Origin of the sequence: Nostoc sp. (genome assembly GCF_036917975.1) — a bacterium.
GTDB lineage: Bacteria > Cyanobacteriota > Cyanobacteriia > Cyanobacteriales > Nostocaceae > Nostoc.
The window spans coordinates 119,652-134,322 of record NZ_JBALEJ010000004.1 but is presented as its reverse complement, the minus strand read 5'-3'; the positions used below and the strand labels follow the sequence as shown (position 1 = coordinate 134,322).

The following is a 14,671-nucleotide window of genomic DNA, read 5'->3' as shown; positions in this document are numbered from 1 at the left end:
CTTTTACATCCTCATTCAATTATTGATATTTAGGCTTTTTACAGAGATATTCATCAAGCTCATATTCTTCTGTCCCAGATAAATTTTGCTCGATATCACCAATTGTTTCTGCATACTGATTAATCAAATTTTCTACATGATTAGTATCTAGTAAAGTTTGCTCATAGAGATTTTCTGCAAGAGCATTAGCTATCTTTGCTTGAAAATATTGTTGTCCCCATTTTTCGACACGGTTTAATTCATCTGTCGGTTCACTTTGATATGACTTCTGTATGCAAGCAACCACAAATGCCCATGCAGTTACATCACCCAATTTTGGGGATAATATTTTACTGAATTTCTTATTACTGCTCCGAGATAGGTTTTTATTTTTGAGGTAAGAAGCACAAGATTCAGCCGTATGTTGCAATTGCTCACTGATTTTTGTCGCTCCCAGAAACTCATTAAGAGATGAACAGACTTGAGGTGTTTGGTATAAAGCTAATAAGCCCAAGTGCATCTGTAAAGTTTCAGTCGGCCCCTCAAAAATCCGAAACAAACGAGCATCCCGTAAAATTTGGGGGGCAATATTAGATTCGATATAACCTCGTCCACCTAGTAGTTGAACAAGATTATCTGCTGCTTGCCACATTAATTCGGGTGCGATAATTTTAGCGACAAGATAAGCTTCTAAAGGAACAGGCTTTTCTTCATCTAAGGATGTTGCAATGTTCTTCACCAAGCACTCAACTGCGCTAATTGCTGCTGTTAAATCACTCAGACGTTGTAAAGTAATCTGTTGATTTATTAGCCGTTCTATACCAATTGAGCGACGGGTAGCATAACGAAGCATGAGTTGGGCACAGTGTTTCATTCCGCCAATACAGGTGGCAGCAATTCCCAATCGCGCCAGTTGCATTGCGTCCTGGGCTACTTCAAAACCTGAACCAATTTCGCCTAAAACATTTTGATGATTGACTTTTACTTGCTCAAGGTAAATAGTATTCTGAACCATACCTCGCATTCCCATCGTCAGAGCTTCAGTACCTTGCTTCAATCCTTGAGCATTTTCAGGGATAGTAAATGCTGTGATTCCCAAAGATTCGCCTTGTTCATCTACAACATGAGCAAAAATATTGATCGCGCTTGACCAAGATGCAGAACCGCTCCAAATTTTGGTGCCGCTAATTAACCACCCACCATTTCCATCTGGATGAGCTTCAGCCTTGATTCCTCTAGGATTAGATCCCGCAGATGCTTCGGTAATGGCAAAGGCTGCTAAATCTCTCCCTTCGGCTAAATTCTGGAGATAGGTTTCTTTGATCTGAGGTGTACCATATTTAAGAATTGGATAGATTCCCAGAAAATTGTTTACACCAACAAATGAAGCTAAGTTGAGATCAATGGCTGCAAGTTGTTCCATCACTTGCAACGTATCACTGTAACTTAAGCCCAGACCCCCAGATAATTGAGGGACAATCATTCCCAACAGGCCTTTTTTGCCAAAGTCTAGAACGACATGGGGAGTTATACACCGGCGCTCGTCCATCAGCCTAGAATTGATTCGTCTTTGGGCATAGTCACGTAACCAATTGATGACTTGCTCTGCACGTTGACGACTTGAACTCTCTAAGGACTGACTTTGACTATTGAACTGCATTAGCTTTTGCGCCTTCCTGAATATTCGCTGTTTGAGAGTCAGGATTACCTTGCTGCACTTTTACTAAGAGTGAGTTGATATCAACTTCCAACTTTTGAAACTGGGCTTGATGCTGAAGATTTCCGCTACAATGGGCTACCACATTCAAACTGCCATCTAGAAATCCACGCCGACAAGCATGACGCTGAATCTTGCCGCTAGATGTCTTGGGAATACTCCCAGGTTTAATCAAAACTGTGGCATACACTTGTAAACCGTGATGATCTACAACTGCTTCAGTGATATTACCGACGACTTCTTGAATATCCAACTGCCTTAAATAGGTTCGTTCCACCTCTTGAACAACAAATAATCGCTGTTGTCCCTTCTGCTCTATGGTGAAAGCTGCTCCACAATGCGATCGCAATGCTGGATGACTTTTTTGAACTGTTAGCTCAATATCCTGGGGATAATGATTTTGTCCTCGGATGATAATCACATCCTTTATTCGTCCGGTGACAAACAGTTCGCCATCTTGCACAAATCCTAAGTCACCCGTGCAAAGAAACGGCCCTTCTCGTCTATCTGCCAGATAACCTTGAAAAGTTTCCTCAGTTTGCTCTGGTCGATTCCAATAGCCACCAGCTACAGAAGAACCTGATACCCAAATCTCTCCTACTTTCCCAGGGGGACACAGAGTTAAAGATTGGCGATCGACAATGACGATTTTTTCATCTAACCAGGTGCGACCACAGCCGACAATTGTTTTAGTCCCTTCCCCAGATTCAGTAGCTACCACCCGATTTTCCTCAAGGGCGGCTCCTTCAACTTGGTAGAGAACGGGGGAAGCTGTTTTTAAACCTCCAGAAACGAATAAAGTCGCTTCAGCCATGCCGTAGCAGGGGTAAAATGCTTCCCGACGGAAACCACAAGGAGCGAAATAGTTAGCAAATAGCTCCAGTGTTTCGGCACGGACTGGTTCGGCTCCATTGAAGGCGACTTCCCAACTACTTAAATCAAGATTAGAACGCTGTTCAGGAGTAATCTTGCGAACGCACAAATCATAAGCAAAATCTGGCCCGCCGCTAGTAGTGGCTTTATAACGAGAAATAGCTTGCAACCAGGAAAAAGGCTTCTGAAGGAAAGCTACTGGTGACATCAAAATAGACGGTATACCCAAATATAGAGGCTGCAACACATTGCCAATCAGTCCCATATCGTGGAATAAGGGCAACCAACCGACAAAAATTGTTTTCTCTGTATGTCCGAAACCCATCTTGATGGATCTCTGGTTGGACAGCAAATTCCCATGAGTGATCATTACCCCTTTTGGCGTTCCCGTAGAGCCGGAAGTATATTGGAGAAATGCTAGGGTGTCACTCTCTAGTTTTGGTTTCTGCCAATTTACACTGAGATTAGTGTCAATGCAATCAGTGTTTAACCAGCGCATAGTTGCCAATTCTGGCTTTTCGACCAACTGACCTTCCAAGTTGGTTAACAAGGATTTTGTGGTCAAGACTACCTTGGCTTGGGCATCTTTAACGATCGCCTGCAACCTGAGCAAGTTCATATTGGCTCGTGGTGGATAAGCGGGAACGGCGATCACACCCGCATATAAACAGCCAAAGAAGGCGCTAATGAACTCTAGACCCGGTGGATATAAGAGTAAAGCGCGATCGCCAGGAGATATTAAAGACTGAAGATGGGTAGCAAGCGATCGCGCTTGCAGGTCTAATTCTCCATAAGTTAGGCTGTTTTCTTCAGTTTCTCCATCTCGGAGAAATATATAAGCTGTTTTCTCAGGCTGATTTTTAGCTCTGTAGCTCAGTAAATCTATTAAAGTTGAAAATTTGTCAAGAGGGTTTTGGAGATCAGCCAAACAAATTGTCATAAGCCAAAGATGTGGTTCAAAGATGCAAGTGAGAATTGCTATTTATCAGGGAGCATCCTGAATATTTGATTTCATTTTTCAACGCAGAGAGGCGCGGAGGTTAACGCAGAGGGGCGCGGAGCTTTCATTTTTATCGGATGATGCCTAATTCACGATCCAACTTTTGGAAAACGTGAATAAATGTATCTAAATCTTCACGTGTATGGGTTGCCATGACGCTGATTCGGAGTCTTTGAGCATTCAGGGGAACAGCCGGATACTCGACCGAATTCACAAAGATGCCTTCTTGGTGAAATCTCCAGGCAAGAGTGCGAATTTCGACTTCCGCCGGGATTCTGACTGGTATAATTGCAGAATCGCTACTGGCTCGGAATCCTGCCTCTTGGAGTTGCTGCAACAAATAAGCACTATTGGCTCGAAGCTGACTGATGCGCTCTGGCTCCCGCTCGATGACATCCAGACCTGCCAAGACAGCTGCAACAACAGGAGCAGGCAAAGATGCTGAAAACATATAAGACCGAGCGAAAAAGCGCAAATACTCGATTACATCACGACTAGCAGCGAGAAAGCCGCCTGTGACACCCAATGCCTTACTGAAAGTCCCCATCGTTACATCAATTCGACCTTTCAGACCAAAGTGTTCATCGCTGCCACCGCCCTTTTTACCCATGACACCCGTGCCGTGTGCGTCATCCACGACAAGAATAGCTCCGTAATGGTGACAAAGTTCACGAATTGCTGGGAGTGGAGCTAAGTCACCATCCATCGAATATACGCCTTCGACAGCTACATAGATTAATCGGTTTGATGCTCCTCCAACTTGCTTGCATTTGATGAGACGCTGTTCGAGGTCATCACAATCGTTGTGCTTGAAGTTAAAAGCGCGAACCCTGGAACCCATAGACACAAGCTTAATGGCATCATATAGACTGGCATGGCCTAACTCGTCACAGATTAAAACATCATCATCCCGTAACAGACCATTGACCCACCCTAACTGTGCCTGAAATCCACTGGCAAAAAGGAGAGCATCTTCAGCGCCTTTGAACTGGGCAATACGGGCTTCAAGTTGCCGATGGATGCTGCTCATTCCATTGAGTAGAGGTGGCCCGCCCATACCAACACCAAATTCTTCAATGGCTCGCTTTGCTGCTTCTCGAACATCTGGATGGGTGGTCAATCCCAGGTAATTATTTGATCCGAACATCAGCATTGACCTGATCTCACCAGTGAGCGGATCTTTGATCAGGGTTCGATTTTCAATTGGCCCAACGACCTCACGAGGGAAGTAGGTCAGCATACAAGCATTGGGGCCGATGGAGGGATTTGGTGTATGCAGCCAATTAGAGCAAGGTTTCACACGCTCTGCTAAGGATGAACCAATCGTTGGGAAAAAATCTTTGAAGGAAAAATTCTCGGCATGGCTGCTGGTATCAGGTGCAGCCCATATATTCTTAACATCTTCTGGAAATTTATTAGTCTGTTTACTTAGCATTGTGAACTCTAACCTAGATTTATTTTCCTGTTTTTAGGAAAGCAAACTAACTGCTTAAGTCTTTTAAGCAATAGACCTTTTTTGTGAATCAGATTATGAACTATTCAACAGATAAGTCACTAGTACACCACGGCGTAAATAGACATACCATTCAAAATCTCTGAAAAGCTTATGCTCTATTCATTTTGAATTTTGAATTCCGCCTTGCGGTACTAGTTTGTGAGTATGCGTTTTTTAAATAATCAATCGCACACTTTCATTGCATTATTTTGACAAAAGCTATATCTACTTTCTTGGTGAAGGCATTGAGAATAGCAAGCAGTTTTTATCTGAGCAAAGGCTCTCTTGCTAGCACTTTTTCCTGTTTTTTATATGCAGTAGTTTACAAATTACTCGCACACCAAGAAAACTGCTCAAACTAATTTCGCTAAAGACTGGAAATTAGCAAACAAATATCATCAATTACTTTCGATGTAGAGCAATCTTATCTGAAGTGTTAACATCATAAAATTAGAGAAAATCAACCTTTTCTCGGTTTTTATAAAGCATTTAAGACTGCTGTGCAATATTAATTTAACGATGAGTACCAGTTGGCCAATATTGTACCCAATTTTCCACTTTAAACATGATTTTAATGGGAAGAGAAGGCATATAAATAGAAATGCCCTTCTCTAATGAAAGATTAACCACCAAAATTGCTTCCTCTGCTCTAAACGTACCAATCTCTAAATCTTTTTAGATGTGTTGGAAATTTGGATTAGGGTGAATTTTTAATTCGAGATTAAAGCTACCATTATTTATCTTTTGTTGTCAATCAAGAAAAGCTAAATAAAATCACTTAAACACAGCGTTTAGATAAAAATATATAGGTAGATATAGATACAGAATCTTGCTAGATATATAACAAAGACATAATTGGTTGCGACGAATTGCCGATGCTATTGATAATATTTGAGTGATGTTACAATGGCTCAAACAGATGGAGATAGCCAAATTAAGCAACAGGAACCCTAATTTCTATAAGCTAGGGCGAAGCGTTCAATTCCAGCTAAATCAGCGTGAATTTGAATATTGCAATAATTACCTTGATTTTGCAAAAGTTCTTGCACTGCATCGGCTTGTCCAGCCATCATCTCAATTAGCCACACGCCGCCAGGTTGCAAATAGCTAGGAGAGATTTCTATCAAATGGCGAATGCAATCTAAGCCATCAGCGCCACCATCCAAAGCTAGATGCGGTTCATGGTTAACTACTTCTGGTTGCAAATTAGGTAAGGTGCTGGTGGGGATGTAAGGAGGGTTAGACACCATACCACTGAACTGACCTTTTAACAATGCCAGTGGCTCCCACCAAGAACCTTGATAAAATCGAATGCGGTCAGCAAAACCCAAATTATCGGCGTTGGCTTGAGCGATCGCTAAAGCTTCAACACTATAATCCACTGCATGAATCGTGGCTTTTGGCAAGATATCTGCTAATCCGATGGCGATCGCTCCACTCCCAGTACCCAAATCTGCCCAGTGTCCTGACACATTGCTAGCAGATGCTTTAGCTAAATCAATTAAGCACTCTGTCTCTGGTCTGGGAATTAAAACCGCACTTGACACCGCGATTTTAAAATTACGCCAAGGTGTAACTCCTGTAATATATTGCACTGGTAAGCGGTCATTTAATCGCCTTTGCCACAGTTGTTCTAATTCTTCTAGCGGTAATTGCAGCTGAATTTGTGGCCAGTTTTTAAAAGACTCCAAACGCAGGGCCAAGCGGTCTAAGCCAGCCACCTCTAAAAGTAGCCAATCTACCTCCGTTGGTGGAACATCAGTGGCGATCGCTGCTTCGAGAGCTGCATTTCGCCACTGCCAAAGTTGTAAACCAGAAACTATCAGATGTTTCTCCCCCATACCTCAACCCTGGAGCGCATAACCGTTATTTTTTCGGGGCGGGCGCAGCAGCTGGTGATTGGTTCGGAGCCAGCGATCGAATAAAGTTGATCGACTCCCGCGATGGATACAGAACAATTTTATTGATACTAGGATCGTTGCTGCTATTGAGAGCTTCTAGAACACCGTACAAATCCACCACCTGAATTTCCGTGTTGTCTGCTTCCTTGGGCACGGCTTTCTTGAATTCGTCTAACAGAGCGACTGCTTGCTCTTTCTCAAAAAAGAAAGGGATGTAGCGCTCACTGCCTTTGGCCACGGGAATAGTTAGATAGCTATTATCTTTCTTAAATTTGGGTACAAATAAGGGAATACCGTTGAATTGCTCCGCTTTTTTACCATTTTGACTCAGCATACTAGTTGCCGATGCTACCTGTTCTTGCGTCGGCACTAAAGTATAAATTACGGAGTCTGCTTTCTTTTTGCTTTCTTGTACTATTTTGTAGTAGTCTGCCAGGGACAAGGGTCTAACCTGTAGGGTGCTTGCCAACTGGGGATTTTCTTTTTTGAGCCGATTGTCCAGGAATTTTTGAGCATCTTGCTTACTAATAAAAAATCCTACTTGCGAGATCGGCTTGGATGCGTTATTTCTCGAAAGAACTACAAATTCGCCCTTGGGATTGGTGAGTGTGAATACAGGTACTTCTTGGAGCTTTTTCACTACCTCATTTTGTGGCAATGCGATCGCCTCTAGATTGCCCATTCCTGGTAAATTGCCTATTCCTGAAAGCCCTGTGAAAAATACACTGCCAGCTATGCTCAATGTTGCGCCCAAGCGAATAAATGATTTCATGACTGCTCCTCGCATCAATATTCCAATTAAATTAAACAAATGGTTGGATTTGCACAGCACCAACTAGCTTTAGTTATATAGCAATCTATTTGAGTTGTGAAAAATTCATTGTGCGCGTTGAAGTTGAGTGAGCCTCAACGGTCAAAATCCAATATTACCCAACTATTTAGGCTTGCTATGGTATCGTTTTCACAAACTGGCTGTGCTAATGTTCTGTTTTTCTGAGTTTTGCTTCGCTATTCACCGCGAAATGCGGTAGATGCCTATTATATGTCTTTTCAAAGAGTGAAAAGCCTCTCCATCTCTGGTACCTTGGAAACGATAAATGCCATTCTATCGGCTTTTTCTAATATTGGGTGACGCTATCACTTAATAAATCGTTCCATCTCCGATTGATATAATAGTATATTCTCAAATTTATACAAAGCTCAGTGTCAGAAGCATCTTACTGCTTAATGAGTAAATTTGCGTATTAAGCTTCAATAGCCAAATCAAGTTTCTCTGTAAAAACATGCAATTTGATTGCACATCCTAACAAAAACACTCTAGTACAATAAGGCAGAAGTAAAAAGAAAGAATGCTTATTTTGTAAGCTTTCTGGCTATTTTAAATGGGTGGTTTATTTACGCCGTGTTGTACTAGTCAATTCGCCCTAGCTATTAAATATACTAATTAAATCGGGATGACAGGATTTGAACCTGCGGCATCCTGCTCCCAAAGCAGGCGCGCTACCAAGCTGCGCTACATCCCGGTTATGTCTATCTACTTTTTTGGTTTAGTTTTAACTTAACCATCAAAGCGATCGCACTTTCACAAAAGCACTAATCTGATTATATCAGAATATTACGACTTATGCTTAATATTTTTTATATTCTGCAAATACGAGCTAAATTACATCCTTACAATCATCAAGGGTTTTCTGCCGACTTAGTTTTACAAGAGATATACTTGCTTGTTCGTCGGCTGAACCTTGTCAAACCAAACCAAAATAATAGATTTGTACTACTATACCTGATTTTATTGTGCTAATCGGGTTTTATTTGGATTGAGTGCTAATGAGGATACCAGAACATACCTTTGATGCCTTCTGGATCAGCCATAAACCCCATAGTTCGGTAGAAATCTACAACATGGGGGTCGGCGAAGAGAGTGACATTACTAATTTCCTCACTTCTAAGTTTTTTGAGAACGTATTTCATCAGCGCCTTGCCCAATCCTTGACTTTGAAAGTCTGGGTGAACTACCACATCCCAAATAGTGGCATTAAAAGCGTGATCTGAAGTAGCACGGGCAAAACCAATGAGCCGCTTTTGGTTTCCTCTCACCTGCCACATTGAGGCGACGAGAAAACTATGCTCAATAGCTTTTTTTACTTTTCTTAGAGGACGACGTGACCAACCAACTGCATCACAGAGTTCTTCTAGCTCATATAGGTCAATGTCTCGTTCCGTACTGAAGACGATCCGAGCCTCCTTTGCAGAAGCATCGCTAATGCCACTGGGGCTGGAGTTGCCCGCAGTTCCTGCTTTATGCTCTTCAAAGGAGTTTGTCCTAGTTGTCGCTACAGATTCAGGAGTACTAAACCAAGTTTTCCAAAAACCCATGCCAACGTGGTTCGGGTAGTATAACTGAATTGGTTTCCACTCTTAAGAGTGTTGATTCACGTTTAACATAGCGATCGCCATTGACTACCCCTTACACTCAAAGTTTTTCGGTTGCTTTCGGGATTTGCAATGGTAACAGCGAGTTAGAGCGTGTTTCACACCAATCATTTTCAACTTTAGCATTTTGTTGTAAAGGGTAGGGGAAATTCACAAAAAGGGAAGGATAGAAACAATTCAAAATTCACGCATTCAAAATTCAAAATGGAAAAACCTAATCCTGACAATTGCTCGTATAGAGCTTAAATGCACGTTAGCTTAGGAGTGTATTGTATACAAGGGATGGAGCATGGGGCATTGAAAAGAGGCAGAGCGGAAAACTCTTCTCTCTTACTTCTTCCCCAGTCCCCAATCCCCAGTCCCCAGTCCCCAGGTGACGAAAGCAAGCGAGTCTTACCCTTAACAATGGCTTCTGGTTTAAAATCTTCTACACTGGAACTCCTAAAGCGCTTTAACCGAGCGTTTCCCCAGTTTTATGAGCAATTCGTCAGTAGTGAAATTCAACTGCAAAATTTGCGGCTAGCCTACCGTCTCTATAAAACTAGACGCGCTGTGATTGAACTGAAACCGGAAGGTAGTAAAAGTGCCTTGCATTTTGCTTACCGCAACCAGTCTTTTCTCCTTAGCGATATTTTTGGTGTACTAGCAGCTTATGGGTTGACCATTCACGGTCTAAGTCTATACGGTCAAATCCGTCCGCCAATGTTAGTTTTTATCAAACTATTGGTGTCTCGTGGTAGTAAAGCCTTGACCGATAAAACCGCAGAAAATGTCTGTCGTGCCATTCGTGAGGCTTTAGGAGGTCGGTTTGAGGTAGAAGAGATGCTGGCAGTAGAATTCAATCTTGATACTGGTTTAGAGCAGGTACAAACTGAGTTTTATGTCGATCCGGTCTTTCATCTCCCGGCCCTTGTGATTGAAGCTGATAATCAACCAGGCTTATTCTACAAAGTGATGTACGCCATCTGGCAAGAAGACCTTTTGGTAGTCAATGCCAATTTACTGGTTTGGCGCGGACGTACACGGCTAATTCTCTACTTGTTGGGGCCAAATGAAAGCCTCATTCCTGAATATCTAGGTCATAAAATTGCTGAAGGGGTACGACAGAGGTTGCTGGGTAAATAAAAAAGTTATGAGTTATGAGTTATGAGTTAAAAATTAATAACTCCTCACTCCTAACTCCTAATTTCTAACTCCTAACTCCTAACTCCTAACTTCTAACTTCTAACTCCTAACTCTCTTCCTATTCCGTATTTAGTCGCACTCGCCCTTAAGGGTACGATATAAGTATGGCAACTATCGAAATCTTGGGCGTTCCACACGCATACGAGCTAACGGCTCCCACCTCCTGCCCCCATGCTTTAGTATTTATCCACGGTTGGCTAAATAGCCGTGGATATTGGCAACCTGTGATTTCCCGCCTATCAGATGATTTGCAGTGCCTTTCCTATGATTTGCGGGGTTTTGGTGAATCGCAATCCCAGGTAAAAACTGATTTTAGTCGAACACAAACGTCTCTGAGTCTGACGCCCATCTCCAGTAGTGCGGTTGGCTCACCAATGGAATCTCTTTATACTCCTGCTGCTTATGCTCAGGATTTAGCAGTTCTTCTGAAACAGCTAAATATTACCAGTGCTTGGCTAATTGGTCACTCATTGGGTGGAACGATCGCTCTTTGGGGAGCAGATCAAATACCTGAGTGTGTTAAGGGTGTTATCTGTATCAACGCTGGCGGTGGTATTTACCTCAAAGAAGCGTTTGAGCAGTTTCGCTCGGCGGGTCAGAAATTTTTGCAAATCCGTCCGCGCTGGCTGTCTCAAGTGCCTTTGATTGATTTGCTGTTTACCAGAGCTAGTGTGGTTCGTCCTTTGGAGCGCTTTTGGGCACGTCAGCGAGTAATTGATTTTGTCGTGGCTGATCCAGAGGCGGCTCTGGGAACTCTGTTAGACTCCACAACGGAAGAAGAAATCAATCGTTTACCTGAGCTAGTATCCCAGCTGAAGCAGCCAGTTTATTTTTTGGCTGGTGCGGAAGATAAGGTTATGGAACCCAAGTATGTGCGCCATTTAGCTAGCTTTCACAGACTGTTCCAATATTGTGGTGACAATGTTCTGGAAATTCCTAATTGCGGACACCTGGCTATGTTGGAACAGCCGGATGCTGTGGCTGATCTCATTCGATCGATAGTCAAGAGTCTATAGTAAGAGTCATTAGTCATTGGTCATTAGTAGTTACAAATGACTAATGACTACTCAATAGGTTGATACAACTTCATCACCTGGGCAAGTCCTAACCTAGATTCAACGCCTAGTGTGAGGGGGGATGTATGACCACGTGAGAGATGGTCAGCGGCGGCACAGCCAATCATGGCGGCGTTATCGGTACAGAATTTTAGAGGAGGGAATAGGACGCGTAAGTTGTGTTTAATGGCGGCGGCTTGGAGGTTTTTTCTCAAGCCGCTATTCGCTGCTACACCGCCACCAATGGCTATTGTGTCTAGACCATAGTCTAGGGCACAGGCGATCGCTCTTTTGGTTAGCGATCGCGCTACGGTATCCTGAAAGCTAGCTACTACATCTGCTACTGGCACTTGTCCCCCATCTTTCTCTAACTGCTGCACTAAACGCAATACAGCCGTTTTTAACCCACTAAAACTCGTGTCATAACGATGAAACCCCCCACCAGGTAGAGAAACTTTTCCTTCTGGTAAAGTAAAGGCTTGAGGATTCCCCTGTTGTGCCAACTTGTCAATCACTGGCCCACCGGGATAACCTAGTTTTAACAATCGCGCCACTTTATCAAAGGCTTCACCGGCTGCATCATCACGGGTTTGTCCCAGGGTTTCGTAGCTACCACAATCTTTGACATAAATCAAGCTTGTATGTCCGCCTGAAACCAGTAAGCTAAGGAAAGGGGGATTTAAAGTTGATTCGCTCAAGTAAGTTGCGTAAATGTGACCTTCGAGGTGATGAACTCCCAAAAATGGCTTGTTGTGTACCATCGCTAGGGTTTTGGCAGCAGTTAACCCCACCAATAACGCTCCTACGAGTCCAGGGGCACAAGTGGCGGCAATGGCATCAATTTGTCCCCAGTCTAATTGGGCTTGCTCTAGGGCTTGTGCGATCGCAACATTTATCGTTTCCAAGTGTTGGCGAGACGCGACTTCTGGCACTACCCCGCCATACTGCTGATGGACTGGAATTTGTGAGGCGACGATACTACTGCAAACTTTACGATTGTTAACAATTGCGACGGCTGTTTCATCACAACTGGTTTCTATTGCTAAAACGGTTGTCATTGAGAGTGCTGAGTCCTGAATCCTGAGTCCTGAATAGTGGAGAGAAAATCTTGCTTCCTTACTACCCTACAACAACAATTCCTATACTCAGCACTCGTTACTCAGCACTCAGCACTAATTTTGGTTGAGAAGCTTTAACTTTTATTTACTTAAACTTTACTCGGTTCCCACCCAAGAGTATGATGACTTCCTAGTTATGCAAATAAACAGACTGTACAAGCCGCTTCGTTTTGTACAAAAAACTTCTTGTTTTGTAATAAAAGGAAACAACTCTATGCGACGATTGTTTGCTTTGATGTTAGCGATTAGTCTTTGGTTCAACTTTGCTCCCCCAGCGCAGGCTTTAGGAGCTAATTTGACACCGTGCAAGGACAATCCCGCTTTCCAAGAGCTAGCAGCTAATGCCCGTAATACCACCGCTGACCCCCAATCAGGGAAAAAGCGGTTTGAGCGTTATTCTCAGGCGCTGTGCGGCCCTGAAGGATACCCTCACTTGATTGTTGATGGTCGTCTAGATCATGCTGGTGACTTTTTGATCCCTAGCATTCTGTTTCTATATATTACTGGTTGGATTGGTTGGGTAGGTCGTGCCTATCTACAAGCAATCAAAAAGGGATCTGACGCTGAACAAAAGGAAATCCAAATCGATCTTGCTTTGGCACTACCGATAATAGCGTCAGGTTTTGCTTGGCCAGCAGCAGCAGTCCAAGAATTTCTCTCTGGAAAATTAGCAGCCAAAGATTCAGAAATCCCCATTTCCCCACGCTAAATCAGCTTAACTAATTCATTCGTTTAGGAGACTAAATTCATGGCAGACAAAGGCGACCAATCATCTTATTTGATTAAATTCATTTCCACGGCACCTGTGGCAGCTACCATCTGGCTGACGATTACAGCAGGTATCTTGATTGAATTCAACCGCTTTTTCCCCGACCTCCTTTTTCACCCACTGTCATAAGTGTCAAACAATTTTGGATTTTAGATTTGCAATTTTGGATTGACATTGCCCACAAGGCATCGGGTATGAACCGAAAAATTCTTTTAATCCAAAACCTAAAATCCGAAATCTAAAATTGCTGGTCTAATGGGATTTTAGGACAGTTTAATGAATGTCTTGTTTTTTGCCTAATATTGTGTAGTTGATATATTCAGCTTCTAAAGGGCGAATTATCACCAAAATAGACGGCAAGAATAGTTTTTTGAAACTCGTGATACTGTTTACAGATCGCGAGTTTCACTGGTTTTAAACAAGCTAAATTAATTTTTCTAAACTTCCTAGCTAAAAGACATCTTTAGCTACAATTATTATTAATATAAAAATGCCACCATTTTAATTTAGAGGCGAACGTAAAATATGGCACAAGCAGTAGATGCATCAAAGAATCTCCCTGGCGATCCTAGAAATCGGGAAGTTGTTTTTCCCGCATTCGGCGATCCACAGCTAGGCAACCTAGAAACTCCAGTTAATTCTTCTCCCTTGATTAAGGGATTCATTAATAATTTACCTGCCTATCGTCCAGGTCTGAGTCCTGCCAGACGCGGTTTAGAAGTTGGCCAAGCTCATGGTTACTTCCTATTTGGCCCCTTTGCTAAATTAGGCCCACTGCGGGACACAGATAACGCTAACTTAGCTGGGTTACTGGGAGCCATCGGCCTAGTTGTTCTTCTGACCGGCGCTCTATCTCTGTATTCCAGTAGCAACCCTGGCAAAGCACTTCCTAGTGTTACCGTACCCAAGCCTCCGGCAGATGCTTTTAATTCTAAAGAAAGCTGGAATAACTTCGCCAGTTCTTTCCTGATTGGTGGTATCGGTGGTGCAGTAGTCGCTTACTTTTTGACTAGTAATTTGGCACTAATTCAAGGTCTATTTGGTTAATTATTAGGAGTTAGGAGTTAGGAGTTACGAGTTAGGAGTTAGAAGTTTAAATTCAGAACTTTTAACTCTTAACTCCTAACCTATTTAAATAACTCCTAA

At 42.8% G+C, this 14,671-nt stretch carries 12 protein-coding genes and 1 tRNA gene; 5 read left to right on the top strand and 8 right to left on the bottom strand.

All coding sequences use genetic code 11. From position 1 onward, the window contains the following. Positions 1 to 19 precede the first annotated feature (19 nt). The 7 genes from V7K76_RS01385 to V7K76_RS01355 all read right to left on the bottom strand — a co-directional run bounded on the left by V7K76_RS01385 (position 20) and on the right by V7K76_RS01355 (position 9,341). Entirely contained in the window at positions 20 to 1,639 is a 1,620-nt protein-coding gene (locus tag V7K76_RS01385) for an acyl-CoA dehydrogenase family protein (protein ID WP_334779410.1), read from the bottom strand. Continuing rightward, positions 1,626 to 3,509, bottom strand: a complete 1,884-nt coding sequence (locus V7K76_RS01380; protein WP_334779411.1) for a fatty acyl-AMP ligase — start codon at positions 3,507 to 3,509, stop codon at positions 1,626 to 1,628. Before V7K76_RS01380 ends, V7K76_RS01385 begins: the two co-directional genes overlap by 14 nt. A 130-nt stretch (positions 3,510 to 3,639) precedes the next feature. Next, complete coding sequence (locus V7K76_RS01375; RefSeq protein WP_334779412.1) at positions 3,640 to 5,004, bottom strand: aminotransferase class I/II-fold pyridoxal phosphate-dependent enzyme; 1,365 nt, start codon at positions 5,002 to 5,004, stop codon at positions 3,640 to 3,642. 1,010 nt (positions 5,005 to 6,014) lie between these two features. Next, a complete protein-coding gene (gene prmC, locus V7K76_RS01370) occupies positions 6,015 to 6,905 on the bottom strand; it encodes a peptide chain release factor N(5)-glutamine methyltransferase (protein WP_334779413.1) in 891 nt (296 codons plus the stop codon). Between the two features lie 25 nt (positions 6,906 to 6,930). Further along, complete coding sequence (locus tag V7K76_RS01365; protein ID WP_334779414.1) at positions 6,931 to 7,737, bottom strand: Tic22 family protein; 807 nt, start codon at positions 7,735 to 7,737, stop codon at positions 6,931 to 6,933. 677 nt (positions 7,738 to 8,414) lie between these two features. After that, positions 8,415 to 8,488: transfer RNA gene (locus tag V7K76_RS01360), tRNA-Pro, on the bottom strand. A gap of 301 nt (positions 8,489 to 8,789) precedes the next feature. Then, positions 8,790 to 9,341 carry a GNAT family N-acetyltransferase gene (locus V7K76_RS01355; RefSeq protein WP_334779415.1) on the bottom strand — a complete coding sequence of 184 codons (552 nt, stop codon included), beginning with the start codon at positions 9,339 to 9,341 and terminating at the stop codon, positions 8,790 to 8,792. 462 nt (positions 9,342 to 9,803) lie between these two features. Here V7K76_RS01355 and V7K76_RS01350 point away from each other — a divergent pair, with 462 nt between their 5' ends. Beyond that, positions 9,804 to 10,523 (top strand): hypothetical protein, encoded by a 720-nt coding sequence (locus tag V7K76_RS01350; RefSeq protein ID WP_086763971.1) that lies wholly within the window; start codon positions 9,804 to 9,806, stop codon positions 10,521 to 10,523. Between the two features lie 164 nt (positions 10,524 to 10,687). After that, positions 10,688 to 11,599, top strand: a complete 912-nt coding sequence (locus tag V7K76_RS01345) for an alpha/beta fold hydrolase (RefSeq protein WP_334779416.1) — start codon at positions 10,688 to 10,690, stop codon at positions 11,597 to 11,599. A 47-nt stretch (positions 11,600 to 11,646) separates the two neighbouring features. On the opposite strand, the gene tsaD is transcribed toward V7K76_RS01345, so the two are convergent. After that, complete coding sequence (gene tsaD / locus V7K76_RS01340; protein WP_334779417.1) at positions 11,647 to 12,696, bottom strand: tRNA (adenosine(37)-N6)-threonylcarbamoyltransferase complex transferase subunit TsaD; 1,050 nt, start codon at positions 12,694 to 12,696, stop codon at positions 11,647 to 11,649. Between the two features lie 274 nt (positions 12,697 to 12,970). On the opposite strand from tsaD, the gene V7K76_RS01335 reads away from it, so the two are divergent. From V7K76_RS01335 to V7K76_RS01325, 3 genes are all read left to right on the top strand, one after another. After that, positions 12,971 to 13,465 carry a Photosystem I reaction center subunit III gene (locus tag V7K76_RS01335; protein ID WP_334779418.1) on the top strand — a complete coding sequence of 165 codons (495 nt, stop codon included), beginning with the start codon at positions 12,971 to 12,973 and terminating at the stop codon, positions 13,463 to 13,465. Between the two features lie 39 nt (positions 13,466 to 13,504). Then, a complete protein-coding gene (gene psaJ, locus V7K76_RS01330) occupies positions 13,505 to 13,654 on the top strand; it encodes a photosystem I reaction center subunit IX (RefSeq protein WP_179067568.1) in 150 nt (49 codons plus the stop codon). 396 nt (positions 13,655 to 14,050) lie between these two features. Next, the gene (locus V7K76_RS01325) at positions 14,051 to 14,572 is read left to right on the top strand and encodes a photosystem I reaction center protein subunit XI (RefSeq protein ID WP_334779420.1); all 522 of its coding nucleotides are present in this window, start codon (positions 14,051 to 14,053) and stop codon (positions 14,570 to 14,572) included. Positions 14,573 to 14,671: the final 99 nt, after the last annotated feature.

What these genes read in the sequence shown, in the direction of transcription:
- V7K76_RS01385 (WP_334779410.1), bottom strand. Translation starts at nt 1,639, where the DNA reads ATGCAGTTCAATAGTCAAAGTCAGTCCTTAGAGAGTTCAAGTCGTCAA.
- V7K76_RS01380 (WP_334779411.1), bottom strand. Translation starts at nt 3,509, where the DNA reads ATGACAATTTGTTTGGCTGATCTCCAAAACCCTCTTGACAAATTTTCA.
- V7K76_RS01375 (WP_334779412.1), bottom strand. Translation starts at nt 5,004, where the DNA reads ATGCTAAGTAAACAGACTAATAAATTTCCAGAAGATGTTAAGAATATA.
- prmC (WP_334779413.1), bottom strand. Translation starts at nt 6,905, where the DNA reads ATGGGGGAGAAACATCTGATAGTTTCTGGTTTACAACTTTGGCAGTGG.
- V7K76_RS01365 (WP_334779414.1), bottom strand. Translation starts at nt 7,737, where the DNA reads ATGAAATCATTTATTCGCTTGGGCGCAACATTGAGCATAGCTGGCAGT.
- V7K76_RS01355 (WP_334779415.1), bottom strand. Translation starts at nt 9,341, where the DNA reads ATGGGTTTTTGGAAAACTTGGTTTAGTACTCCTGAATCTGTAGCGACA.
- V7K76_RS01350 (WP_086763971.1), top strand. Translation starts at nt 9,804, where the DNA reads ATGGCTTCTGGTTTAAAATCTTCTACACTGGAACTCCTAAAGCGCTTT.
- V7K76_RS01345 (WP_334779416.1), top strand. Translation starts at nt 10,688, where the DNA reads ATGGCAACTATCGAAATCTTGGGCGTTCCACACGCATACGAGCTAACG.
- tsaD (WP_334779417.1), bottom strand. Translation starts at nt 12,696, where the DNA reads ATGACAACCGTTTTAGCAATAGAAACCAGTTGTGATGAAACAGCCGTC.
- V7K76_RS01335 (WP_334779418.1), top strand. Translation starts at nt 12,971, where the DNA reads ATGCGACGATTGTTTGCTTTGATGTTAGCGATTAGTCTTTGGTTCAAC.
- psaJ (WP_179067568.1), top strand. Translation starts at nt 13,505, where the DNA reads ATGGCAGACAAAGGCGACCAATCATCTTATTTGATTAAATTCATTTCC.
- V7K76_RS01325 (WP_334779420.1), top strand. Translation starts at nt 14,051, where the DNA reads ATGGCACAAGCAGTAGATGCATCAAAGAATCTCCCTGGCGATCCTAGA.